Below are 26423 nucleotides of genomic sequence, written 5' to 3'. Positions count from 1 at the left end.
TTTAAATGATACTAATTTAACAAATTATAAGTATTCCCAGCTAAATTTTAATAATGAAGAAATAAAGATGTCATGATAAATTAAACTAAAAAAAGCTTCTTATTGACATTTATATAATCAAAATTCAAAATCTAGAAGTAACTTGGAGGCATTACAATGGATACCCAATGAATTATAGAAACTGCCTGTCAATCCTCTCCATAACATCTCAACTTCAGAAATTGGAAGTGAAAATTATTACGACTATTATAGTATCTGCAACTTTTCCCTGTTACATTGGTGCACAGACAACGGAATTTAGTAAAGATAAAGCTGCTTTTGGTAATTGGGGTGTTGAAACTCAGTTTATAAGCAAGTCAATATTGCCGGGCAATGATTTTTATGCTTATGTTAATGACGGATGGTTAAAATCAAAAACCATTCCGACAGGATCCTCGGGGCTAAGTAACTATAGTGAAGTGGGCAATCAGGTTAATGAGAGAATAGCCAAGGTGATTCATGAAGGATCAGACGCAAAAAGTGGGGCAGATAATTCCCAAAAACAAATAGGTGCACTTTACTTAGGTTATCTGGATACTGAAAATATGGATAAACTGGGTATTAAACCAATTCAAAAGGATTTAGAACAGATATTTGCCTTAAGTAGCTATAAGGATGTTGCTAAATGGATGGCAAATCCAAAATCTTTCTCCATTATAGGAATTCGGACAGGACCTGATTTAAATGACAGAAGCAGGTTTCTTGTTACATTAAGTGAAAGTGGTACTGGTTTGCCTGCACCTGAGTGGTATCAAAAACAAGATGGACCTTATCCGGGTTATCGCAAAGCTTATAAAGATTATATTATTCATACTTTCCAGCTTGCAGGTATAAAAAATGCTGATAAAAGAGCCAATGATATTCTGGAGCTTGAAACTAAATTAGCATCAATGCAATGGACACCAGCACAAATACGTGATAGTAAGATTAATTCACATCTGTTGTCTACTTCAGAACTGAATAGGTATGCTCCGGGTTTCCCTTGGAAGACCTTTCTGGCAAGCAGACAGGTAGATCATGTAAGTGAAGTGATATTGCAGGCAGATTCAGCGATAAAAGCAAAAGCTGCTCTATTTGCAAAAACTCCTGTCGAAGTGTGGTCATCTTATTTAGCATTTCATTGGATCGTTAATCATTCTACTATTTTATCAGAAGACTTTCGCAAAAGTCAGTTTGATTTTTATTCTACTGCTTTAAATGGGATTTCAAAGGATATTTCAAGGGAACAGAAATCAATTCGATATGTTAATAATAGGTTGGGGCAAATAGTAGGGAAGTTATATGTAGAAAGGTATTTTCCTCGCGAAACGCTTAAAAGAATCGAGGATTTAGTTGGATATATCCGTAAAGCATTTGCAGTCAGACTTGACAATCTGGATTGGCTCGATGAAAGCAGTAGAAAGGAAGCAAAAGCTAAATTAGATGCAGTAACTGTAAGGATAGGGTATCCTGAAGTTTGGCGGGATTACTCATCAATCAAATTTGACGCTAAAGATCCTATTGGCAATGAGCAACTTATTGCAAAAGCCAACTGGGATTATGAACGTTCACTCCTTCAAAAAGTCTTTACTAGTAAAGATTGGTATCAGGTTCCGCAAACTGTTGATGCAACCAGTAGTAAATTATATAATTCCATAGAATTTCCTGCAGGTATTTTACAACCACCGTTTTTTGATCCATTTGCTGATCCGGCTGTAAACTTTGGCGCCATTGGTGCTATAATAGGACATGAATTGGGACACTGTTTTGATGATGAAGGGTCAAGATTTGATGGACAGGGACTGGTTCATGATTGGTGGACTAATCAGACCCGAAAACAATTCGAAGAGCGAACTAAACTACTTATAGAACAGTATGATTCATTTTCACCTTTAGATGGAATCCATATCAATGGAAAACAAACGCTAGGAGAGAATATTGGGGATCTTACTGGGGCTGAAGTTGCCTATGAAGCTTATCAACTGTATTGTAAAGATCATGCCGATCAACAACGTGTTTTAAATGGATATATTGGTGATCAGCGCTATTTTCTATCTTTCGCTCAGGTTAATCGTAGCCTTTATACTCCGGAAGCCTATCGGATGAACATATCACAGAACTATCATGCGCCTGCAGAGTACCGTGTAAATGGCGTTGTAAGAAATATGAATGCATGGTATAAGGCTTTCAATATAATTCCAGAAGACAAGTTATACCTATCGCCTGAAAAGAGGGTGCGTATTTGGTAATTCTTGCTAGTGTGGGCAGTATAAGTTGTAATAAACATAAATGTTTTGTTATATTGTACGTGAAAAACACACAAAGATGCTTGTTAAAAAAAACATTACTCTAAAAAAATTATTCGAATTTGCAGGACACCATTTATGGTGGCTGGTCCTGTATATGCTTTTTATTGCATTCCTATACGATATTTTGGATTGGAAATGGATTTCTATCCCATCGTTGCCATTATCACTTATTGGAACGGCGGTAGCTTTTTACGTAGGATTTAAAAATAATCAGTCCTATGACAGAGTTTGGGAAGCCCGTAAAATATGGGGAGCTATTGTTAACAGCAGTCGAAGCTGGGGAGTACTGGTGAATGCTTATGTAGGTCATAGCCAACTTTCATCTAGTGAACACAGGAACATAAAAACCAAACTAATATATCAGCATATTGCGTGGCTGTATATTTTAAGAGAACAATTATTGATACCTACCCAGTGGGAGCATGCCAGTTTGAAATGGTTGTTTGGTAAAGTTGGAGTAAAGCGAAGAGAATTGTATGGGATTGGAATGTATAAGGACTATTTAAATGAAAAACAAAAATTAGATTATTTTTCAACTGCTGACCAATGGAAGGATGCTGCTAATGCTGCCACACAAATTATAAATCTACAATCGCAGTATTTGGCAGAACAGGAAGAGAAAGAACATCTGCACATGAGGAGACAACTTGATATGCAGAAGGTTCTTTGTGATTTTTATGAGCATCAAGGTAGGGCAGAACGCATAAAAAAGTTTCCTTTACCCCGGCAGTATGCCAGTTTAAGCTTTATCTTTATTTGTATTTTTATTTTTTTACTACCTCTTGGTATTGTAGCTGAATTTGAAAAACTGGGTGGGGCTGGTATTTGGTTGATGGTTCCATTTGGAACGGTTGTGGGCTGGGTTTATGTAATGATGGAACTGATAGGTGATTATTCTGAAAATCCATTCGAAGGATTAGCAACCGATATACCCATGCTTTCTATTTGCAGGACCATTGAGATCGATCTGTTGCAGATGTTAGGAGAAACCGAGCTTCCTAAGCCCATACAGCCAATCGATGGTATATTGATGTAGAAAAAGTAATAATACCTGAAAAAAGGTTATGCTAAAAAAAGGAAATAAAATTTATTGTCTGAAAAACAGTGAATTTTAGAACCATTTAGTTTTTATTTTTTTTTGATTTCAGCTTAGTCAACCCTTGCAATAAAACCAGGAACTCCGGTTTTCACAACCTGATTATATCTTTGTCGGATCTGAATGCTGTTAATCTCATCAAAAGCATCTTGTGGCAGGAAATCCACATCAAAATTCTCCTGTGCACGAGCCTTAGTTTTTGGTGTGGTAAGCAAAGCTGTTCCACGTTGGGCTGCCCAACCTAATAATACCTGTGCTGGCGTTTTTCCAATTCGAACAGCAATCTTTAAGATGGTAGGATCTTCAAGTAACCCAGGTCTTATTCCATGACCTAATGGTGCAAAAGCCAAGAACACAATATCATTTTCTTTGCAGAAATTTAGAAGTTCTGTTTCCGGTAAATAGGGGTGTGATTCGATCTGAACTACAGTGGGTTTGATTCTTGCTGATTGGTAAATAGAGGAAAGTATTTCCAAGCTGACATCAGACAATCCGATATGGCGGACTTTACCATCGTCTACAAGATTTTCCATAGTCCTCCAGGTGTCTGATGACGTGATTTCATGGTCATAAATTGTATGGCCATTTTCATCCCGTGGATCCTGATCATCTCCCGGTTGAAAGGCAAATGGAGTGTGAATAAGATAGGCATCCATATAATCAAGACCCAATCGTTCCAAGCTTGCTTCAAATGCGGCCTCAACGCGATCGGGACGATGGTTGGTATTCCATAACTTTCCTGTAACAAAGATCTCTTCACGTTTAATACCTGTTGTCGCAAGTCCTTCATGTAACGCTTTCCCTACTTCGCGTTCATTTTGATATCTCTCGGCACAGTCGAAGTGTCGAAATCCAGCTTCTAAAGCATCTATAGTTGCACTTACCGTAAGAACGGGATCAGGAATTAATGTTCCAAATCCGAGTACAGGCATACCAATTTTATTATTTATTGGTTCCATTTTATAAAATGTATGATGGTTAATTAAGGCTTCAAATTTTTCACCTCTTTCTCATACAAATGTCAACAGAATTAATAAGATAGTTATGTGACCCACATCACATAAATAGAAATTTGGTAGACTTTATGACCAATTGAGTAATGATGCTGTTTGCCAGATTTTCATTCCTTTTTTAGCTTTTCTTCTTTCTTTTTATACCAAAAATAAGTTTCCTTTTGGGATGCGTTTTGTAATTGCTCGGGCTGATATTGTGAGATACTTTGACCTTTGTTATTTAATATCCTCTTTTTGGTGTTATCATTAAGTTGCATTTTTATGATCGTATTGATCTCTTGCATCATTTTTTTATCTTTAATCGGAAAAGCGACTTCTATCCTACGGTTCAGGTTTCTGCTGAGCATATCTGCAGAAGAAAGATAAATTTTTTCTTCACCATCGTTATGAAATTTATAAATACGTGAATGCTCCAGAAAACGGTCTACGATCCTGTAAATTTTGATGTTTTCGGTATATCCCTTGATTCCGGGTAATAATGTACAGATACCTCTTACAATAAGGGTAATTTCAACTTTTGAATTATTGGCTTCAATTAATTTACTGATAATATCTTTGTCATTCAATCCGTTAACCTTTAGAAATATAGCCGCTTTCTTACCATTTTCGGCGTTTTGGATCTCAATATCAATATGTTTTAGAATATTTTCTTTCAGATTAAATCCTGCCACCCATAAATTAGAAATAATGTATTTTTTCTCTTTGGTTCTAAAAAAACGAAATACCTGTTTTAAGTCTTCTGTATATTCTTTTTCAGAGGTGAAAAGACCAAAATCAGTGTATGTTTCTGCAGTGTTTTCATTGAAGTTTCCTGTGGAAAGGTAGGCGTAATTTTTTGTTTTTTTTCCGTTTTTCAAAGTAAACAATGCTACTTTCGCGTGTACCTTCAGGTTGGGCATGCTGTAAATGATTTTAATTCCTGCCTTTTGCATCTCATTAGCCCAGAACAGATTGTTGTTTTCATCAAATCGTGCTTTTACTTCTACAAAAACAGTTACTTTTTTTCCGTTTTTTGCAGCACTGATAAGGGCATTGGCGATGAGTGATTGTGAGGATATTCTGTATAACGTTACCTTTATTTCCGTGATGTCTTTATGAATAGCAGCTTCATTAAAGAACTGTAGAACATAATGATAAGATTGATAAGGAAAATGAATCAGTTGGTTTTCATTATCAATAATGTCAAACATTGATCTTTTACTTTCAAAAGGGATATGTTTTGCCGGTGGAAAGTTCTCATTTTGAAGATTTGGAAAATTGGGATTCGGGAATTTAAACAAATCAAAAAAATTATGATGGGTCCCACCCACAATCATTTCATCCTCTTTAAGATTAAAGGATTTTTTACAAAGAATCAATAGATCCTCAGGCATATTGAAATCATATAAAAAACGTGTTGATGAACCTGATTTTCGCTCAAGAACCTTCTTTTTTATTTTAGATACTAGATTTCCGCTTGCTTCGTCATCGATCTGGTAATTTTCATCCCTGTTGAGTTTAATGGCAAAGGCTGTGATAATTTCCTGATCGGTAAATATGTAGTGCAGACACCGTTTGATAATGGTATCTATAGAGATGATATAACTTTTTCCTTTATGACTGCTTAATATTTTGTATCGGTTCAGTTTATCTGAAGGAATATTAATATAGCAATATCTGATTTCACCATTTTTTGCCTTTAATTTAATAAGTAAATAAAGCTGCCGGTTATTTAAAAAATATTCCTGCTTTTCGTCTTCAGAGAGATAAACGATCTGTATGTAAGAAAGAATGGTTGTTTTAAAATAACTTTCAATCTCATCCGAATGCAAAGGAAGTAATGGTTGCTTTTCGTAATAGATAATTTTGCTATCCTCTAATTCCGGAACGATTTGTTCCTTCCATATGGAACCAAATTTATTCTGTTGACGGTTTATTTCCTTTTTCACTTTTTCAAACAATGTGATCTTTTCAGGAATTGAATGCAGATCACTGATCTTTACACGATAAAATTCATCCAGATTAGAGGAATGAATGGCAAGAAATTTTATTCTTTCGTATAAAGGATTTGTTTTATCAGCGGCTTCCTGTAAAACACAGTCATTAAAAGATAACCAGGATAATTCAGATGGTAGGATATATTTTTTAGGCATTTTGTACTAGTTGGATTGAAACACAAATAAAGATAGAAGTCAATAACTTCTAAGCTTATAAAGTTGTCTTTTTTTAACCTTTCTTAAGCTATATTTTAATGTGAAATTAGCATAATTTTTTCTATCGAAACGATAATTAACGGATACTTTGCAAAATGTTAACAATAGAGAATGATATTTTCATAACGGTATTCTTTAATAAGTATAAACCCAAATTAGTAAAAACACCAATATTTCAAATAATGAATAAAAAAATGAACACAGTAACTGGATTTCTTTTTTGAGTTCCTCTTCTGGTTTTGTATTTTTAAGGTCAGAATATATAAACCATGAAACTTAAAATAAAGGAAGAAAATACGGGTGGCGAATTAATGTTCTTTAGAGACGAACCTGGTTTTGACCGGTTGTTTTTTACCAGAGACAGGTTTAATAAATACTTTACTATTGCCTGGAATCCTGGAAAAAGTCAGCAGGTTACAGTTGATGGAAAGGAATATGAATTTCCTTCCCATTCTTTGCTGACCCTTTTGTTTAATCAGACTTTCAGTTTTGAAGACTCTTCAAATATTATTGTATGGCAGTTTAATCGGGAATTCTATTGTATTATTGATCATGATAGTGAGGTGAGTTGTGTTGGATTTTTATTCAGCAGTACAGATCATATGCTTGTAAAACTGGATGAATCTGCTCAGAAAAAATTACAGTTGTTATCGGATATTTTCATCGAAGAATTCGGGACTTCTGATCTTATTCAAAATGAGATGCTGCTCGTGTTACTGAAGCGACTGATCATTTATGTGACAGGGCTGGCCAAATCAGAGTATATCCCGGTTCTGAAAAGTCAGGAAGACCGGTTTCATATTGTGAGGAAATTTAATCTATTAGTAGAAGCGAATTTTAAAGAAGAGCATTCAGTAAGTTTTTATGCAGAACAACTTTTTAAATCCCCTAAAACCTTATCTAACCTATTTGCAATATACAATCAAAAAACACCTTCACAGATCATCCAAACGAGGATCATCCTTGAAGCTAAAAGACTTTTACTGTATACCGATAGATCTGTAAAGAATATCACTTTTGAACTTGGCTTTGAAGATGTATCTTATTTCTCCAATTTCTTTAAGAAAAATGCCGGTGTATCTCCTTCTGACTTCAGAAATTCACTTGAAATATCAAAAGACGGGAAATAACTACAACTAACCGGGGAATATGCCCACAGGTTGCACCTCTTTTTCAGCGCATCTTTGTGGTGTTGATTCGAACAAAAACTTCAACAACTAAAGAAATGAAAAAGCAAACTTTTATGAGTAAATTAAAAAGCGGTATCATAGCATTGGCAACCGTTCTTTTTTCCACCACTGCATTAGTAAATGCACAGACTATAAAAAATGTAGTATTGGTACATGGTGCCTTCGCTGATGGTTCCGGGTATAAAGGTGTTTATGACGTACTTACAAAACAGGGTTACAACGTTACTGTAGTACAAAATCCATTATCCTCTCTGGAAGATGATGTAAAAGCAACAAAGCTGGCACTGGACGCTCAGGACGGACCAACGATTCTTGCTGGGCACTCATGGGGTGGAGCAGTTATTACTCAGGCTGGAAATCATCCAAAAGTAGCTGGACTGGTTTATATTGCAGCATTCCAACCTGACAACGGAGAAACGGCCTTACAATGGTTTCAGACCATGAAACCTGCCCCTGAAAATGGAGTATTGCCTCCGGATGAAAAAGGGATTGTTTATTATGATAAGGCAAAATTTCATGCAGGCTTTTGTGCAGATGTCAGCAATGAATTAGCTGATTTTATGTATGCTTCACAAGGTGCATTCAATGGCCAGTGTTTTGTAACACCAATTACAGATGCAGCATGGAGAAATAAACCAACTTACGGGATAGTAGCTACTGAAGATAAAAGTATTCATCCGGACATCCAACGTAATATGTACAAACGTTCTAATACTAAAGTTACAGAGATCAAAGGAAGTCATGCTGTTTTTATCTCTCAACCTCAAAAAGTGGCTGCAGTAATTATGAAGGCCGCGAAAGAAATAGCAGAAAAATAATTAAGGACACTGATATAATTTTACAAAGTTCTTGTCTGATTTTAAACAAAAACCGGGTGTATATACCCGGTTTTTTAGATAAAAAGATTTAGATGATGTGATTTTTCTTTAATTTAATAATCTAAATGCTTTTGGTGAAACACCCGTTTTTGTTTTAAACAATTTGGTGAAATGAGACTGGTGCTCAAATCCTAAGTCATAAGCGATTTCACTGATGGATCTGTCCGAACCCCATAACAAGGTCTTTGCTCTGTCAACCAGTTGCAAGTGAATATGTTCCATAGTACTTTTTCCTGTATATTTGCTTAATAGATCCGACAGATAATTGGTGGAGAGATTTAATTTTGAAGCAAAATAACTAACAGATGGTAATCCTGTCTCAATAAGACTTTCTACAGAAAAATATTCTATAAGTAATGCCTCAAATTTCTGTACGATATCTTTGCTTACCTTCTCTCTTGTTATAAACTGGCGGTCGTAATAGCGATTGCAATAATTCAATAACAATTCCAGATTGTTTACAATTAGAGATTGGGTATGCTTATCTATATTTTGTGAATACTCTTTTTCAATTTTTAAAAAACAATCTTTCAAATCCAGTTTTTCATTTTCTGATACATGAAGGGCTTCGTTTATATCATAATTAAAAAAAGAATACGTATTGATCTGTTTGCCCAGATTTGTTGAGTGGATCAAATCCGGATGAAAGAAAAGTCCCCAGCCTTCCTCGCAATTAATATCAGGATCTGGTGATATTGCCTGATTTGGTGCCGTAAACATCAATGATCCTTCGTCAAAATCGTAGTGGCCTTTGCCGTAATTTAAAATACCTCTGAAGGTCTTACAATAGATAGTATAAAAACCTAATGTATAAAAGATATCCTTACTTCGGTAGCCTCTGGTGACATTTTTGGAAAGTTCAAAAACAGAAATTAACGGATGTCTTGGTGGAGATAATCCTATTAATTGATGTGCCTCGCTAATGCTTGCTATGTTTTTGTATGTTGGCATATGAATAATATCAATATAAAGGTACAATAAACAGATAACTCCAACAATAATCAAATTGGTTGATTATCATAAACCTATATGGCTCATCATCATTTTTTTGAAGTCTATATCTCCAGATTCTTCTTTTGCCCGGATAAGCTGTAGTGCATCGGCCCCTACAGGATACCGAAGCTTATCTGTACGGTCTGTTGCCGCTTCATAAATAGCTTCAGCTACTTCATTGATGTTTTTGTTCCCCCGATCCGGAGTACTTGCAAACGCGGTTAATTTATCAAAACCTGGTTTGTAATCCTCAAGTCCGTCAATTCCGAACATGGCTAGAGAACGGTTACCAAAATCAGTTCTGTAACTGCCAGGTTCAATAAGCTTTAGTTTAATACCTAATGGGTTGAGTTCATATTGCATGGCTTCTGTAAGTCCTTCCACAGCAAACTTTGTAGCATGATACAAGGAACCAAATGGAAATGTTATTTTGCCGCCCATAGATGATATGTTGATGATAACGCCCTCTTTGTTTTGGCGCATAAAAGGTAAAACAGCTTTTGTTACATCGATAAGCCCAAACAGATTTACATCGAATTGTTGTTTGATCAGTTCATCTGTTGCCGCTTCAATAGCACCAATAGCACCATATCCGGCATTATTAAGCAGGATATCAATTTTTCCAAACTGACTAATTCCTGCATTTACAGCTTCCTGAATACTTTGTTTATTTGTTACATCAAGTTGGGTAACAAAAACATTATTAAGTTTATTTAGCTCATTTTCCTTTTCAGGTGACCGCATGGAAGCAATAACATTCCATCCGTTTTTTTGAAATAGCTTTGTTGTTTCTCTGCCGAAGCCAGATGAGGCTCCCGTGATTAATATGGTCTTTTGCATTGTGATATTTTTTAAATTCTATACAAAATTCCTAAAAACGAGAGGATATTATTTATACATTTCAAGGAGCTTCTTATACATTTCTCTGAAAAGGTAAATTGTTGTCTTTCATATAATATGATGAACCTGTATGCTCCTTTGCCAGACTTATCATTCCTTTTGTTGGTATATTAATGAATAGAATATTATATATCCTGATTTTCGCTGAAGTCTGTTTCTTTTAAAAGCAACAGCCAGATATTGTCTTTAAATTTTTCCCTGAAGATTCCAAAATGTCCAATATCATTGGTATTAAAATCTTTTGAAGCAAGATGAATTCTTGTAATATCTGCATCTTCATATCTTGCCGTTAGCCAGTCTACTGCTGCAACAGGAGCGAAATAATCATTTTCAATGCTGATAGAAGTCAGAGATACCTTTATGTTTTTAAAGAACAAGTCTTCTTCTGCTGTGTTTTCAAAAAGATATTCTGGAGATAAACACCATTTCATCCATTGTTTTGCAACATTTTTAGGAAGATTTTCCATTCCGCTGATTCTCTTTGAGGGTAAATAGCCAAAAACTTTAATAAGGACTGGAAAGAGAATCGTCCAATAGGTCCATAATTTATATCTTTCAAATCCATTCCAAAATTTCCAGTATCCACTTTGTGCGGCAACGAGGATGATTTTATGAGCTTTTGAAGCTGATTTTGATAATCCAATCAGTTGCCCACCTATACTGTGTCCCAATAAAGTGATCTTAGAATCCGGGTAATTTTTTTCTGAAAACTCTATAACAGAGGTCAAGTCTGTATTACCCCAGTCGACAGCATTATTGTTTAAATTTTTAAGAGGTTTTTTAAGAGATTTTCCAATTCCCAAATAGTCAAACGTAATAACTGAAATTCCTTTTTCGCATATGAATTGGGCAAATTTTTTATAATAGGATTGTTTTACTCCGGTAGCAGAAGATATGATGAGGATGGTACTGTTTCCTGGAGAATCAAAAATATTTGCAGAAATAGAATGGCCTTTATCAGTAAGAATTTCTACTGTTTTCATCGTATTGAAAATATTTTATCAGAATAAATGATTTTTTTTGTAAAAGAATAATACATAATGTTTTATAAATGTAAGGTTTTATTTTTTTGACAAAAGAGAATAAAAGCTGATTTAAAGAGGGATACATAATTTTTCTTGAAAGTAATCTGTTAAAACCTTATTTTTAGTATCTGCTTAGTCTTATATTGTTTTATTCAAATAACTTTTTTCAAAAATATGCACGAATTATTACCTTTCATGTTGGCACTTATTGTGTTAATTGTATTGATCGAAATGCTGGCAGGAAAACTAAAGATTGCCTATCCTATACTTCTTGTTGTTGTAGGATTACTGATCAGTTTCATTCCGGGGTTACCAACGATACAGATAGATCCGAATTTGATTTTTTTCATTTTTTTACCCCCACTTTTATTTGAAGCAGCATGGAGTATTTCTTTTAAGGAAATGAAAAAGTGGTGGCGTATTATCAGTAGTTTTGCTTTTGTCGTTGTCTTTTTTTCGGCACTCACTGTTGCTTTACTTACCAATTATTTCATTCCTGGTTTTACATTAGCATTAGGATTCTTACTGGGTGGGATTGTATCACCTCCTGATGCTGTGAGTACTGGAGCCATTATGAAATTTGTAAAAATTCCTAAGGCAACATCGGCTATATTAGAAGGGGAGAGTTTGCTTAATGACGCCTCATCACTTATTATTGTTAGGTTTGCCTTAGTGGCTGTAGGTACCGGACAGTTTATTTTTCAGACCGCAATTGTTGAGTTTTCATGGATGGTAATTGGTGGTATTGGTATTGGTCTTATTGGTGGTTGGTTATTTATACAAGCACATAAAAGGTTACCTACAGATGCACCTTCTGATATTGTATTTACCCTTGTTGAACCTTATTTACTTTATTGGGCCGCTGAACAGGTACACAGTTCCGGTGTACTGGCGGTTGTAGCGGGCGGTTTACTTTTATCCAGTAATAGGCTTTCTTTTTTAAGCAGTTCCAGCAGGATTAAGGGCTTTAGCTTCTGGGAGGCTTTAATATTTATTCTAAATGGAATTGTATTTATGATTATTGGTTTAGCCCTTCCTGAAATTGTGAAAGGATTACGGGCTGATGGAATACCTTTAAGTAAAGCTATTTTTTATGGCGGCTTGGTTACTGCTATTTTAATTGCCACCAGAATGATTTCATCTTATGGAGCAATGATCGCTACAATCTTATTTAGGCCAAGTGTAACTCCTGGAAGAGGCTTAAGCAGGCGCAGAAGACTTGGGATGCCTTTATTGCTGGGTTGGACAGGAATGAGGGGAGTGGTATCTTTGGCTGCTGCCTTATCTATTCCTTTGGCTTTGCCTAATGGGGAGCCTTTCCCACACCGAAACCTTATTTTATTTATCACATTCACCGTTATCTTACTGACTCTTTTAATTCAGGGGCTTACGCTTCCGTATTTTATTAAACGTTCCAAACTCTTTGATTATGGCAGGGAACTGTCTGAAGATGATGCAAAGATGAAAGTAAAAAACCACCTTGTGGTAGAAACGATACGGGTGCTGAAAGAGAAACAAAAAAAAGGTCTCTATAACGATCCTCATCTGCAAAAAATGATTGATCAGTGGGAATATAAAATAAGTCAACCTGAGCATTTGAGAATGACAGAATCTGCCAAACAAAATTATTTAGAACTATTGGAAGGTCAACGCCAGTTCGTAGCAGGCCTCAAGGATGATCCTGAATTACACGAAGAATATATAAACTGGCAAATCTATCAGATCGATTTAGAAGAAGAACGGATAAGACTTTTATAATAGAATATCCAATCAATGATTGGATATTTTGGTTTATCGTTATTAAATTTCATTTAAATATTCATCCGTGTTTTTAACCGTAGAATAAAAGTAGCTTAATGCTGCCAGGAAAGATTTGTGTACTTCGCCAGCCGCGACATTTTGCCCTTGGATCTCGAGATCTTTTGTTGCACAGGCATCACCAATTAACGTACAGGTAAAATCAAAATCTTTTGCTGCTCTGGTCGTTGAATCAACACACATATGTGTCATCATACCGCAAATGACCAATTCTATGATCTCATTTGTTCTGAGATACTCGAGCAAGTCTGTTTGATGAAAGCTGTTAGGGTAATTTTTAACAATTATTTTCTCTCCATCTATTGGGGTTACATTTTCATGGATCTCGACACCTTTAGTATGAGGGATGAAAAATGCCGAGCCGGCTCTGGTTGAAAAATGTTGAACATGAATAACAGGAAGTGATTTTTCCCTGAAATTCTCCAATAATTTTTTAGCATTTACACTCGCTTCAAGGCTTCCCTGTAAAGCGTTGGCACCGCCCTCAAAATAATCATTTTGAAGGTCTATGATAAGTAATGCTTTTTTATCTTCCATTTTGTTAATCGTATTGTTTATCAGATATGTGTATTGCTAGTCTGTATAAAATGCAAACATTTTATTTACTTTCCCTTCTTCATTAAAAAACATAACCTCCATTGCTTTTTTATTCATGATTGATTGATAATAGAGTGCAATAGAATTAATCCCGTACGTTACTTCATAAAGCTCAAAATGCAAGTCCGGCACTTTTTCCAGGGCTTTCTCCCAATACCTTTTAACAGCTTCTTTTCCTTTCAACGTATCCTCACCAGAAGTAAATGTTTTGATCATGGGCGTTGTGATCTCAATATCATCAGCGTAATGACTTAGTATATCCTCCAAATCATGAGAGTTCCAGGAATTAATCTACTGAGCGGCAAAGTTCTTAATATCCATTATAAGGTTTTTTAATAGATGTGATTTTAATTGACTAATTTGAAGGACCAGAAAGTTTAACAAAGCTTACATCATCTAAAATAATCGCTCCTTCAGGACTCTTATCAAAAATAAAAGAAATAGACTTCAGACTGTTTAAATCCATTGTTGGATATTTTTTTTGAAGGATATCAAGATCAAAATAGAAATAATCCGGAATTGATTCTGCATCTCCATTATCATTAAAAAAGCTAAACTTGGTCAGGTTCTTTTTCAGCTGAGGTTGCAATGGAGCGCATTCACTCAAGAGAAAACGAACATGCGTGCCTTTTTGATCTGTAAGCTCAATACTAAAGTCGATCGCCTGTTTTTGCTGATCTCCTTTTACAGGATTTTCCTTTTTATCTTTTTTGTTCTTTTGTTCCTTTTTAGGTGCTACAGAAGGCTCATCACTTTCTGCCAGATTGAATGCCAATGCTCGTCCTTTTAAATCCTGACCAATATTTTCATTAAAATTAAAGGTATATCTGCCGGGTTTATTTGATGTTTCTTTATGATTCCAGCCGATATAGGCTGCCCTGGAAATCTCACTATTCCAGATCAGCTTCTGTTGTGCTTCTCTCCATAAGGTTAGATTTTCTATGTTAATGCTTACACCCTGTAAGGTTGCAGTAGATAAATTAAGATCTTCCTCATAACGGGCAACAAATAGAGTCTCACTATTTTCAAATTGATTGAAATAAATATGATTGGGAAGCCATTTACGACCATAACGGTAATCAACAAAAAGAGGTTTATATACCATTTCTCCTTTTAGATTCACATCTAAAAATGCACTGATATAGACTTTGGCAATCTGTTGCTGTTCCTTTTCAGGCATCAGATGGGTCATATTAAATTGATTAATATATGGACTGCTTGAATCATAACTTCCCCAGGAAGTATTGAATTGGCCATGGTTAGCCTGATTGACATATAAGCCAGCTTTAAATCCTTGGTAATCTGATGAATATTGAATTCGTTTGTAAGTAGCGAGGCCACCGTAAGATTGCATATCCATATCATGAACGCCCTGAATAACGAAATAATTAATGTCCTTTAAAGGCGCTAATATAGATGCGGGTTGGTATTGTCCATCAACCGGAGCAATAGCTACATATGCTTTTATATTGAAATTAAAATCAAATACTTCATTAGCGTTATCTGGAAAGTAAGGAAGCTTATTAAATAAAGCAGCATGCGACATCGCTTCACCACCTCTTGAATGCCCAATCAAAGCAATCTGATCCATATTGATACGGTTAAAAAATGGATTTGCCGGGTCTTTACTCCATTTTCGCCAGAGTTCAAGGTGTTTAAGCATAAGCCAACCACGCGCACCATTTTCATCCTTAAAGCCTTTTTGATCCAGATCAGTAATGCTGGTATTTAAGAAATTTTCGTCTACAGAAGCAACAATATAGCCTTTACTTGCCAATAGTTTCCCCAGATAATCATATCCTTCTTCTGACCAATCCTGTGCTAGATGATTGCCGTGAACAATTAATACTAAAGGAGCCTGCCCTTTAAAATTTTCAGGATACCATACCATTGCATTTAACGGCAATTGGGTCTTGTCGAATCCAAAATATCGGGTACGTAGTTTACCTGAAATACCATCCCATGATTTAAGAAGAAGTGACCCATCAACAGAAGGTGTTATAATACGTGCCTCTTGGCCATAAATTGCCCGATGTTTATCTTTTCCTGATCCATAGGTTAAAAAAGCAACCTTATATTTACCTGGAAGCGCTGGATTAATAGCTTCAATAGGTGTTGGAAGTTTGCCGGACATTTTATAATTTTTTATAACAGGCTGTACACTTCCGGCGTATAAATAAAGATAACCGCCTATACTTAATCCTAAAATTCCAATTAAAAGTGAAAGGCTAGTGGTTATTTTCTGGCTCAAAGACCATGATGTTTTAGATTTTGATTTTGATTTCCAGTAAAATAATGCTCCAAAAGTGAGTGCCGGAAATAGGATAAGAAAAATGACAAGCACCCAACGGAAAGTAGTAGTGATTAGAATTAAATAAAAGAAAAAGAATAATAAAAAACCTATAGCCTGCCTGAAGTTTGGGGGTGTTTTGCCGATTAAACCGGCTATCCAGCTAAGTATACAGCCTATAAAATAACTTACTAAAAAGGAAATCAGTATAAACAAAATGAAATTACCAAAACCTATAGCCGGTAAAAATTTGTCAGCCGATACCAAAATAAAAAAGATGACTGAACTGATAAGAATGCCAAAGCCAGCGGCTTTTAATGTTGCTCGGTTAGGAGTTACTGAAGCTTTTAATGGTTGAAGCCATTTTTTTAATTTTTTCCATAGTTGATTGTCTTCGTTCATGATATATGGTGATTGGTGTTTAGATTTAATCCTTCTTGCTATTCTTTTGAACTTAATTCATGGAAATATCTGGGATCCGGATATTTAAATACGAAATCCAATTCTGAAATTAATTTAGAAGATGAGATTTTTTTCCCTATGGGCTCTCCGATTTCTTTTATACTGTCAATGCTTTTTTGAGCGTTGATCACTTCTGATTTTGCAGGATGGAGTGGTGCAACTACATTGTAAATTTTGGATTGTGATTCCTGCTCGATCATTTTTTCAATTACCGAACATACATCAACATAATGAATATGATTAGCAAAAAACTCTAAGTTCGACACATGATACTTGCTTAAAAGTCTGTCACCTCCCATCAGCCCCGCTAATCTTAGAATGTTAACCTGTGGATATCTGTTTTTTATCGTTCTTTCACCTGAAATATCATCAGGAGATATATTTTCTTCTGTAAATTCCTGGGAAAGATCAGGATAAACACCGGTTGAGCTCATGAGGAATATCTGGCCACTAAAATCCCCGATAAAAGAAAGCAAATTTTGAATCCTATTGTACAATGAGCTGGGGCAGCAGCTTTTTCCAGAAAGTGGAATGGTAATAATTAATACCTCAAGATCATTAATAACCTGCCATTGTCTGTGTTTTTCAGTCAGTAGATAATCAGGGAAGTTTATAATATGAGGATGGAAGCCTCTTGATATCAATAGTTCTGCTTTATCCGGAGTCGTCGTAGTAGTATAAATTTCAAAGTTTTCTGAGAGTACTTCGGCAATCTTTGAACCTAACCAACCACAACCAATAATTCCTGCTTTTTTCATCTATTTAAATAGTTTGAAGTAATAATAATTTGTTTACAACTGATACAACTTTGAATATTTTGCCAATCCTTTTTATCAGTTAAATTTTTGATAAAGGTATCATAAACGAATTATTTTTAGAAGAGTGAAAGTAATAAATTTATTTAGTATACAGATATCAATGAAAAGTATTTAACTAGACAGAATTAATTGTGAAATGTGTAAACTATTGTTTGTCAGTTTGTTAAAAATTTATTTTTTCACGACTACCTGATATCAGGTAAAGAATTATACACTGCTACAGGTATTGGATAGCGGTCTTTATCGGGATAAATTTGTCCTATAACTTATGAAACAGTAAGTGACATCAGAACCTGTTCCTATTTTAAATTTTTAGAATAATTCAGGATATAAAGTTATCTAATAGAACACCAAAATAAATACATAATGAAAAAATTAATCTTTACTTCTTTAATATTAATGGGAATCGGGATTGCTGCACAGCCTACTGTAACCAGGCTTGCTCTTGATAAAATTAATGTTACCACTAATGTTTATCATGCTGATGTTTCTACAGGCACATTAAGTCCTGGACCATCGGGAGCTGGACAGACATGGAATTTTTCTTCTTATGTAGGAACTCCTGTCATAACAACAAAAATTTATCCATGTCCAGGGCAGACAAATTGTTCAAGATTTCCAACTGCTAACAGACTTTCTGAACTTGTGGGAAGCGATACTTACGACTATTTACTTAATAGCGATGCCGAAGCAACTACGATCGGTAATTTTAGTGGAATGGGAAATGTAACCATGACATATTCAGATCCTTTGATCAACTATAAGTTTCCTGTAAATTATCTGCAGGAGTTTACAGATACCTATCAGTTTAGCACACCAGGAACAACTGAAACAGGACAGCAAAGTTTTAAAGTGGATGGTTATGGTACCGTTATCACTCCAAATGGAACCTTTCCCAATGCGCTTAGAATAAAAAGAATAAGAAATGGATCTCAAGCCAGTGGCGGAGCAACATTTAACTATGTTAATGAGTCCTATCAATGGGTTACTGAAAGTAATGGTCCCGTTCTTACTGTCGCATTTAACACCTTTACAATTAATGGTCAGACCACCACTCAACCATCTTTAGCTTATTTTACATCTTCCTCTACGCTATCTACTGTAGATTTGGATAGCACAAAAGATGAGATTGTTATTTATCCTAATCCGGCAACACAATCTATAACCATAAAATCAAATGAAGACATCAAAAATATTAACATTATAAGTCTTGATGGAAAAGTTGTTCGAAAAACACCAAATCACAAAATAATTGATGTGGCAAACCTTCCCAATGGAATATACATTGTGCAAGGAGAGCTTAAAAACGGAAAAACTATTTCGAAAAAAATCAGTAAACAGTAATTGTTTTTATTTATGGTGGTGAAGTACTATCCCTTGGATAGTACTTTTTTGTTATATATTCTGTGAAATAGAGTAGTGGCCTTGGTAACTGCAGAGTTACAACCCATTATCTTTAGCGAATTTTAAAAGCTCAACAACATTCCTAACTCCATACTTATTCAGTAAGTTTCTTCTGTGTGTCTGTACGGTGAGATAGCTTAAAAATAGAATGTCAGATATTTCCTGAGTTGATTTTCCTTCCGCTAAAAGCTGTAGGATTTCCTTTTCCCTTTGGGTCAATCTGGGAACAGTCTTTAGATCATAGATACTGGTCTTTTCAATTATTTTTTCAACCTCATCACTGAATGCTAATTGTCCGGATGCAGCCTTATTGATGCAGTCTTTAAATTCTTCCATTGAGGCGCTTTTCAACAGATATCCCTGAGCTCCGTTTTTTATCATTTGCAAAATAATACTGCGCTCTGACTGGCTGCTTATTGCTAAAATAATAGTTTTAGGATGTAATTTTTTAATTTTTAGACACAGATCGATGCCATTGATATCAGGAAGAAATATATCCAGCAGGATAATATCAATTTTATTTAGATTGTCATATTTTAAAAGCGCTTCACCAGTTTTAAAACTTTTGACGATCTCTATATCTTCTGAGTTTGAAAAAAGCAGCTGTAGCCCTTCAGTAATTATGGGATGATCATCAACGATTATTGTTTTATATGGTTTTGTCATAGTCATCGGAATTTAAATAGATAGTTCAATATTAAAGATCGTGCTGTTTTTCTGTGAAGAATGAATATCCATTTTTCCACTAAGCAACTCCACTCTGTTTTTAAGATTTTTTAAACCCTGTCCAGTAAAGTCATTGATCTGTGTGGTATCGAATCCAATACCATTATCTTCAACAGTAATATAAAACTGAGATTCATTCTGGCTACAATCTACCAGAATTTCTGTACACGAAGAATGTTTCAAAGCGTTATTAAGCAGCTCCTGAACGATCCTGTAAATCATGATCTGAATGTTTTCAGGGATATTGTTCTTGATTTCATTAGACTGGAAGTAGATGTGGATCTCATCTGTTTCCAGCATATGGCATAAATCACTTAATGCATGTTCAAGTCCCAATTTAAGAAGTGTCTCAGGAATAAGATTAAAAGAAATCTGTCGTAATTCTGTAATGGAATTGTTCAAAAGATTATTTATGTTTTCAATTTCGATAGGTGGGGCAGGTTCTGAGGATTTACTTACCTTCAGAAAACGAATCTTCAATGAGGAAAGCATACTTCCAATACCATCATGAAGGTCTCGCGCTATTCTTTTACGCTCATCCTCTTCTCCCCGGATCATTGCCTGCATTACATCTATTTCTTTCTGATTTTTCAGAGACTCTATATTCTGGGTATAATTTTGAGACTGCTGGGCAGCTATTTTTTTCTGATTTTTTGAATTGATCCATAGGAAAATGACCAATAACAGCAATATCACTAAAATAGCAAACAATAAACTATAGTATAGTTTGTTGTTTTGGGCTACCAAGCGGTCACGTTCACGCTGTGCCTCGAGCATACTGATTTTTTTTTCGTTTTCAACTTTGTTGAATTTAGCTTCCAGTGCTGCTATTTTCCCCTTTGATTCACTAATATTCAAACTGTCATTAATTGCAGTGTATTTTGAAAGATATTTATAGGCATTTTTAGTATCTCCCAGACCTTCATAAATAAATGCCAGCTCTTTAGTAAAGTTTCTCTGATCAATAGCAAAATTAGTTGTAGTTCCAATAAGATCGAGCAAAAGATCTTTAGCATCCTCCAGTCTGTTCATTGCTTTCAGAGGCAGATATTTGGAAAACTTTAAACGGTTAGTTAGAAGTACATCCTTATGAAGGGTACTATTAACAATACCTTTATCATAACTTTTTAGAGAATTGTTAAATTGTCCTATCTTATAAAAATAATAACCTTCAGCAGTATAATAACTTCCACTTAGATTTGAATTAGGATGTTTTTTTATAATGTTATATGCCTTATCAAGTGATTTTTTTGCTTCGGCTGTCATGGTAAGAAAACAAAGATTTTCAACGTCTACGATATAGATGTCCGCCTTAGTTTCCAGATAGCTGTAAGAAGAGGTGTTTGCTTGCTCGATATATTCTTTAGCTGTTTTCAAATAGCTGTTAGCTTTAACCCTTTCCTCACTATTCATAAAAATAACGGCAACGGATTTGTATAAAATACTTAGAACCTCCAGATCACCGCCTTTTTTTGCCAAAGGAATAGCCTCATTAACCAAAACTTTCATTCCTTCCACCTCATTATTTTGAAGGACATAGACAAGGGATAGATTTTTTAGGATGAATGCCCGCAAGACATACGAGTCCTTGGTTTTATATTTCTTAAGCTCACTATCAGCCAGTTTCAATTGCTTTGCATAGTTGTCAAAATCACCTTTACTTACTAATCCTGCCGCATTATAATATATGGCAACGGCTTTTAAAAAAGGATATTTTGGGGCGATCTTGTTGGCCATAAGAAGATACTGATCTGATAATTCATTTTTCTTACTTCTTCTGAACAGGTCAGCCAGCTTGAAGCTGCTAATTCCCCTTATGCTATCTGACTTTGTTGATTTTATTACCTGTGTAAGACTATCAATATATGGACCGTCGTCATCAAGAGTATAAAACCTTTGGGCATGTAATCCATAAGAGAAAAATAGTATAAGCAGTAGGCAAAGCTTCTTTTTCATAATTGTAAAATATTTACTCAAATATGACAAAAACATAAAATTCAATGGATACAAATATACATTTATAAGGCTTAAATTTGTTACTATCGGATTGTAATCCAGATACTTTATATTAAAGCTTCCTCTACGAATTTTTTTATTCAAGAATAGCACTTTTGTACGAACGTTTTCTATTGATATAGTAAGCAAACATCAGATTGGGAATCCAACATAACCAGGCAACGATATGATATGACAGTCCCGGAGTTTCTATGACTAATTTTAATAATGGTGATAATATCCTTAATGTTACAGCCGCAAAAGTGCAGGCGTAACTGTAGGTCATAAAATTCTGATGTTGCCTGATATCTCCATTTTTAATTTTTAAAAATGCAATAACAGTGGTTATAAACCAAACGATTCCCAGGCTAACAAATCCCATTGATGAAACAATTCCTCCATGGGCAAAAATGCCAATATAAATTCCTGATAATGAACTTATAATAACCGATAGTATATATGTTTTGCCAATTAATCGGTGTAGTGAAAGATGCTTATTTCGAAATTTAGCCCCAAACTGTCTCCATCCGATGAAAAGGGATACAGCACCAAAGATGATGTGACAAAAAAATGAAAATCTCCATACCGGGTTGTTTAGAATTTCAAGAGGTTTAGAGCCTAAAAAGGTATGTTTGTGATCAACAAATACATAAATAAGAGGGTATGCACCTACTAACAATGCGCAAATAACGAGAATAATAAATAAGAGGTTTTTCATGACAAAAAGTAATTTAAATGATTCAACTTCAGTGCTTTTAACAGATTAAAGTTTTAGCAAAAATGAAGAATATTTAAAAGGTACATGCTCCAAAACGTAAGGTGGAACTAATTTTATGAAAAAAAAAGACTAATTTCTATAGACTTGTTCCTTCCATAGTTAAAATAAGAATTCTTAATTGGTAAGATTGATGGTAAAAGAAAAAAATGATTCCTATGTTGATATCAAAAAAGAAAAACGATGTGATGATGGAAAGGAAAAGTATCAGAATGGAAGTTGATACTAAAGTAACAGTACAGCAGAAAAAATCCCTTAGTGGATGGAAATTAATTATTCCATATCTAAATTTTGTTCCTTTAAAAAATCACGGGGTGAACATTTTACATATTTTTTAAAGTTTCTATTAAAAGAAGTCTTAGAATTGAATCCACTTTCCAAAGCTAAAGAAAGAATAGTGAATTTTTGATTCTCGGGCAAAACCGCTATTCTTTTGAATTCTTCAATTCTTTGTGTGTTGATGTAATCATAGAAGTTTTTATTTTCAATAGAATTGATGACCTGGGAAAGAATGTTGGGATGGATTTCTAGTGTAGATGCAATCGTATTTAAGTTGAGTTCCGGATCTTTAAAAAGCTTTTCAGATTTCATTTTATAAGCCAGATTCTCATAGATCATCCGTATCGCCTCCTCACTTAATGAGGATTTTTGATATTTAACAGAAATCTCACTTTCTTCAGGAATGTTTTCTGTTTCTATATTGGTTTTTATCTCGGGTAAATTCAGAATACCTGCTTTACTAATTCCAAAATAAGCAGCAAGCAATACAAAGACAACTACTGATGTAAAGGTAATGGTATCATCTTTTAGAATAATTAAGATCCAGACTACTGAAATTCCTATAATAAGATAATATACCCAGTTTAAATTGATCTTTTCAATATTTGAATACTGTTTTGCAATGTTCTTTTTATATTTCTGCAATGAAAAAATACTTAAGCAGATGTATAAAAATCCTGATAAATAAATTAATACATTAATGTTCTTTCTTAACTCCTGATACATAAGACCTCCATTCTGATAAACTGAAATTTTTTCTTTTGGAGGAAGTCTGAAAAAATCCCATAAAATAAGATAAATAGCCAGCACAGGTAAAAAATGTAAACTCCAAAGGTATCTATGGGGTCTCTGTTTTGTCAGACTCAAAATGTAAACATATAAAATAGGCCCATGAATCAAAGGTAGGGGTATTTCCAAACCAAGTAGATAAGGAATCTGTATATATTTTCCGGAGAAAATTAAAAAAAATAAAGTCAGATGGATACCAATAATTAAGAACCATAATGATAATATATAATCGGCACTTACTTTCTTTTTCTTCCCTAAAATGAGAAAAGAAGAAAAATAAGCAATAAAGATTCCCGCTAAATAGAACATGCTATAAATATATAAGAATTGTGCATCGAATTATAGCGCTAAAAATAAAATATTAAAACGATATTTTAAATGTATATGCTGTTTTTATTTTAGAACCTTATTTAGGAGCTCATAATACTGTTTTCTAGATAATTATTTTTCAAAAAGGTAAGATGAATAATAATGTTTTTGCAGGCTTTACTTTTATGATTGATATTTTAAATTTTCATGATTTTCTTAAAAAGACTAAAAACGGAATTGCTAAATCAAAAAATATGTATACATTTAATTATAATGATATAATTCAAGCACAAACTTTTATGAGGAGTAATGTAGATAGCGGTAAATAAGTAGTGCTTACCGAACTATAATGAAAACGTAAAATGAATTTAAACACCAATTCTCAAATAAAAAATAATCACAATAAGACAGAAAACTTTTTCCTCGATGTAAAAAAAGGACTGGATAGTGATCGTAAGAGATTATCTTCAAAGTACTTTTATGATGAAATTGGGGATCATCTTTTCCAGAAAATAATGGCAATGCCGGAATATTATCTTACCCAATGTGAACTGGATATATTTCAAAATAAAACATCGGATATTGCTGATCTTATTGCCTTTGATGATCAACCATTCGATCTTATTGAACTTGGTGCCGGTGATGCCATGAAATCAACGCACCTCTTGAAATACATGGTAAAAAAAGGCTTGGATTTTACCTATATGCCTATTGATATTTCAGGTAATATCCTTTCAATTCTGGATCAGAAATTAAATGAAAGCCTACCGGAATTAAAAGTAGTCTGCTTAGAAGGTGAGTATTTCGAAATGTTAAATAAAGCAGCTTCACTTTCCTCAAGAAGAAAGGTGATATTGTTTTTAGGTGGTAATATCGGAAATATGGAACTTGATGAGGCGCGTTCATTTTGTTCAGGTCTAAAACAACATCTTGCATCAGGAGATCGGGTATTGGTAGGTTTTGATCTAAAGAAAAATCCACATACTATTTTAAATGCCTATAATGATAAGACTGGTATAACAGCGTCATTTAATCTTAATCTTCTTACCCGCATTAATCGTGAACTTGATGCCGATTTTGACCTTAAGCAATTTCAGCATTATCAGACATACGACCCTGTTAGTGGGGCATGCCGAAGTTATCTTGTAAGTCTTATCGATCAGGTTGTAACCATTGATCATGCAGTAATATCGTTTAAAGAAAATGAGCTGATTGATATGGAAGTTTCACAAAAGTTTTCAGAAACAGATATCAAAGAATTAGCAGAAAAAGCGGGTTTTGAGATCAAGGGAGAAATAAGAGACTCAAAAAAATGGTTTATAGATTCCGTTTGGAAAGTGAAATAATAATTAAAATCTAAAAAGATGATAGCAAATCCTAAGATTATTGATGTAGTAAAGAAATATACGGATATTCGAAACCATTCCGTAGCAATTTGTGCCCCATTGGAAATTGAAGACTTTGTGGTGCAGCCTATTGTAGATGTTAGCCCGCCAAAATGGCATTTAGGACATACCACCTGGTTTTTTGAAACTTTTATATTGTCACCCAATTTTCCAGGTTATGAGGTTTTTGATCCCCAATATAATTTTGTTTTCAACAGTTATTATGAAACCATCGGAGCACGTGTTATCAGAACCGATCGAGGTAATCTGAGCCGTCCCTCAGTTGCTGATGTTTACCAATACAGAGAATATGTTGATCAGCAAATGAAAGCTTTCCTTCAAAGTGAATCAATGAGTAAATCTATTGAGTCCCTTTTAGAACTTGGATTAAATCATGAACAGCAACATCAGGAACTTTTGCTTACCGATATCAAATATATTCTTGGACATAATCCTTTATTTCCTGCTTATAGAAAAGATTCAGGTGTAAAACAGGAAAACCTACGTATAGGGAAAATGATCCATTTTAATGAAGGGATCTATGAAATTGGTTTTAATGGTAATGGTTTTTGTTTCGATAATGAGTTAGGGAGACATAAAGTTTATCTTCAGGATTTTGAAATAAGTGATCGGGCAGTTACCAATGGTGAATACTTGGAATTTATAAATGATAGCGGGTATACTGATTTCAGGCATTGGCATGCTGAAGGTTGGGACTGGGTAAAACAAAATGATATAAAATCTCCTTTGTATTGGCATTTTATTGAAGGCCAATGGATGTATTATACTTTAGATGGTTTACAGGAATTAGATCCCGGAGAAGCGGTCTGTCACATTAATTTCTACGAAGCCGCAGCTTATGCTGCCTGGAAAGGAATGCGTTTACCTACCGAAGCCGAGTGGGAAGTCGCTTCTGAAGAATTTCCGTGGGGAAACCGTTGGGAATGGACTGGAAGTGCCTATTTACCCTACCCGGGATTTAAAAAAGAAGCTGGTGCAGTAGGAGAATACAATGGAAAATTTATGGTAAACCAAATGGTCTTACGAGGTGCCTCAGAAGCAACACCAAAGGGGCACAGCAGAAATACATATCGTAATTTCTTTCATGCGAATCTACGCTGGCAGTTCACAGGAATCAGATTGGCGAAATAAGTCTTAAACT

The 26423-nt window shown here is 34.6% G+C and carries 22 protein-coding genes; 9 read left to right on the top strand and 13 right to left on the bottom strand.

Features of this window, described 5'->3' with window-relative positions:
• Nucleotides 1–167 precede the first annotated feature (167 nt).
• Nucleotides 168–2267, top strand: a complete 2100-nt coding sequence (locus J7E44_RS03765) for a M13 family metallopeptidase (RefSeq protein WP_214825760.1) — start codon at nt 168–170, stop codon at nt 2265–2267.
• A gap of 76 nt (nt 2268–2343) precedes the next feature.
• Nucleotides 2344–3363 carry a bestrophin family protein gene (locus tag J7E44_RS03760; RefSeq protein WP_214825758.1) on the top strand — a complete coding sequence of 340 codons (1020 nt, stop codon included), beginning with the start codon at nt 2344–2346 and terminating at the stop codon, nt 3361–3363.
• A 113-nt stretch (nt 3364–3476) separates the two neighbouring features.
• Here the strand turns inward: J7E44_RS03760 and J7E44_RS03755 are convergent, their stop codons facing one another.
• Together J7E44_RS03755 and ppk1 are read right to left on the bottom strand one after the other, a co-directional pair.
• Nucleotides 3477–4382 (bottom strand): aldo/keto reductase, encoded by a 906-nt coding sequence (locus J7E44_RS03755; RefSeq protein ID WP_214825756.1) that lies wholly within the window; start codon nt 4380–4382, stop codon nt 3477–3479.
• Between the two features lie 161 nt (nt 4383–4543).
• The gene (ppk1, locus tag J7E44_RS03750; RefSeq protein ID WP_214825747.1) at nt 4544–6568 is read right to left on the bottom strand and encodes a polyphosphate kinase 1; all 2025 of its coding nucleotides are present in this window, start codon (nt 6566–6568) and stop codon (nt 4544–4546) included.
• Between the two features lie 329 nt (nt 6569–6897).
• Here ppk1 and J7E44_RS03745 point away from each other — a divergent pair, with 329 nt between their 5' ends.
• Together J7E44_RS03745 and J7E44_RS03740 are read left to right on the top strand one after the other, a co-directional pair.
• Nucleotides 6898–7758, top strand: coding sequence for a helix-turn-helix domain-containing protein (locus J7E44_RS03745; RefSeq protein WP_214825746.1), 861 nt, complete (start codon nt 6898–6900; stop codon nt 7756–7758).
• 113 nt (nt 7759–7871) lie between these two features.
• Nucleotides 7872–8636, top strand: coding sequence for an alpha/beta hydrolase (locus J7E44_RS03740; RefSeq protein WP_214825743.1), 765 nt, complete (start codon nt 7872–7874; stop codon nt 8634–8636).
• A gap of 108 nt (nt 8637–8744) precedes the next feature.
• Here J7E44_RS03740 and J7E44_RS03735 read toward each other — a convergent pair whose 3' ends face one another.
• From J7E44_RS03735 to J7E44_RS03725, 3 genes are all read right to left on the bottom strand, one after another.
• The gene (locus J7E44_RS03735; RefSeq protein ID WP_214825741.1) at nt 8745–9647 is read right to left on the bottom strand and encodes a helix-turn-helix domain-containing protein; all 903 of its coding nucleotides are present in this window, start codon (nt 9645–9647) and stop codon (nt 8745–8747) included.
• A 66-nt stretch (nt 9648–9713) separates the two neighbouring features.
• Complete coding sequence (locus J7E44_RS03730) at nt 9714–10529, bottom strand: SDR family oxidoreductase (RefSeq protein ID WP_214825740.1); 816 nt, start codon at nt 10527–10529, stop codon at nt 9714–9716.
• A gap of 185 nt (nt 10530–10714) precedes the next feature.
• Nucleotides 10715–11572: an alpha/beta hydrolase family protein gene (locus J7E44_RS03725; RefSeq protein ID WP_214825738.1), complete on the bottom strand. Its 858-nt coding sequence runs from the start codon at nt 11570–11572 to the stop codon at nt 10715–10717.
• A 216-nt stretch (nt 11573–11788) separates the two neighbouring features.
• Here J7E44_RS03725 and J7E44_RS03720 point away from each other — a divergent pair, with 216 nt between their 5' ends.
• A complete protein-coding gene (locus tag J7E44_RS03720) occupies nt 11789–13372 on the top strand; it encodes a Na+/H+ antiporter (protein WP_214825737.1) in 1584 nt (527 codons plus the stop codon).
• A 42-nt stretch (nt 13373–13414) separates the two neighbouring features.
• Here the strand turns inward: J7E44_RS03720 and J7E44_RS03715 are convergent, their stop codons facing one another.
• The 4 genes from J7E44_RS03715 to J7E44_RS03700 form a co-directional block, all read right to left on the bottom strand.
• Entirely contained in the window at nt 13415–13969 is a 555-nt protein-coding gene (locus J7E44_RS03715; RefSeq protein WP_214825736.1) for a cysteine hydrolase family protein, read from the bottom strand.
• A gap of 36 nt (nt 13970–14005) precedes the next feature.
• On the bottom strand, nt 14006–14320 hold the full coding sequence (locus J7E44_RS03710; protein WP_214826203.1) for a nuclear transport factor 2 family protein: 315 nt from the start codon (nt 14318–14320) through the stop codon (nt 14006–14008).
• 64 nt (nt 14321–14384) lie between these two features.
• A complete protein-coding gene (locus J7E44_RS03705) occupies nt 14385–16721 on the bottom strand; it encodes an alpha/beta hydrolase (RefSeq protein WP_214825735.1) in 2337 nt (778 codons plus the stop codon).
• 38 nt (nt 16722–16759) lie between these two features.
• Nucleotides 16760–17539, bottom strand: a complete 780-nt coding sequence (locus J7E44_RS03700; protein WP_214825734.1) for a Rossmann-fold NAD(P)-binding domain-containing protein — start codon at nt 17537–17539, stop codon at nt 16760–16762.
• 426 nt (nt 17540–17965) lie between these two features.
• Here J7E44_RS03700 and J7E44_RS03695 point away from each other — a divergent pair, with 426 nt between their 5' ends.
• Nucleotides 17966–18943 (top strand): T9SS type A sorting domain-containing protein, encoded by a 978-nt coding sequence (locus tag J7E44_RS03695; RefSeq protein ID WP_214825732.1) that lies wholly within the window; start codon nt 17966–17968, stop codon nt 18941–18943.
• A 96-nt stretch (nt 18944–19039) separates the two neighbouring features.
• Here J7E44_RS03695 and J7E44_RS03690 read toward each other — a convergent pair whose 3' ends face one another.
• The 4 genes from J7E44_RS03690 to J7E44_RS03675 all read right to left on the bottom strand — a co-directional run bounded on the left by J7E44_RS03690 (nt 19040) and on the right by J7E44_RS03675 (nt 23876).
• Complete coding sequence (locus J7E44_RS03690) at nt 19040–19669, bottom strand: response regulator transcription factor (protein ID WP_214825730.1); 630 nt, start codon at nt 19667–19669, stop codon at nt 19040–19042.
• Nucleotides 19670–19681: 12 nt separating this feature from the next.
• Nucleotides 19682–21685, bottom strand: coding sequence for a sensor histidine kinase (locus J7E44_RS03685; protein WP_214825728.1), 2004 nt, complete (start codon nt 21683–21685; stop codon nt 19682–19684).
• 136 nt (nt 21686–21821) lie between these two features.
• Nucleotides 21822–22442: a DUF2306 domain-containing protein gene (locus J7E44_RS03680; RefSeq protein WP_214825726.1), complete on the bottom strand. Its 621-nt coding sequence runs from the start codon at nt 22440–22442 to the stop codon at nt 21822–21824.
• Between the two features lie 330 nt (nt 22443–22772).
• Nucleotides 22773–23876 (bottom strand): helix-turn-helix domain-containing protein, encoded by a 1104-nt coding sequence (locus tag J7E44_RS03675; RefSeq protein WP_214825724.1) that lies wholly within the window; start codon nt 23874–23876, stop codon nt 22773–22775.
• A gap of 152 nt (nt 23877–24028) precedes the next feature.
• Here J7E44_RS03675 and J7E44_RS03670 point away from each other — a divergent pair, with 152 nt between their 5' ends.
• Genes J7E44_RS03670 through egtB form a run of 3 tightly spaced genes read left to right on the top strand, consistent with a single transcriptional unit; the run spans nt 24029 to nt 26413 of the window.
• Entirely contained in the window at nt 24029–24205 is a 177-nt protein-coding gene (locus J7E44_RS03670; protein ID WP_214825722.1) for a hypothetical protein, read from the top strand.
• Nucleotides 24206–24238: 33 nt separating this feature from the next.
• The gene (locus J7E44_RS03665; protein ID WP_214825720.1) at nt 24239–25222 is read left to right on the top strand and encodes an L-histidine N(alpha)-methyltransferase; all 984 of its coding nucleotides are present in this window, start codon (nt 24239–24241) and stop codon (nt 25220–25222) included.
• Nucleotides 25223–25240: 18 nt separating this feature from the next.
• The gene (gene egtB, locus J7E44_RS03660; protein ID WP_214825717.1) at nt 25241–26413 is read left to right on the top strand and encodes an ergothioneine biosynthesis protein EgtB; all 1173 of its coding nucleotides are present in this window, start codon (nt 25241–25243) and stop codon (nt 26411–26413) included.
• Nucleotides 26414–26423: the final 10 nt, after the last annotated feature.

It is taken from the genome of Chryseobacterium sp. ISL-6, from assembly GCF_018613715.1.
GTDB lineage: Bacteria > Bacteroidota > Bacteroidia > Flavobacteriales > Weeksellaceae > Chryseobacterium > Chryseobacterium paludis.
The sequence above is the reverse complement of the archived record's forward strand: the minus strand, read 5'-3'. Positions and strand labels throughout refer to the sequence as shown.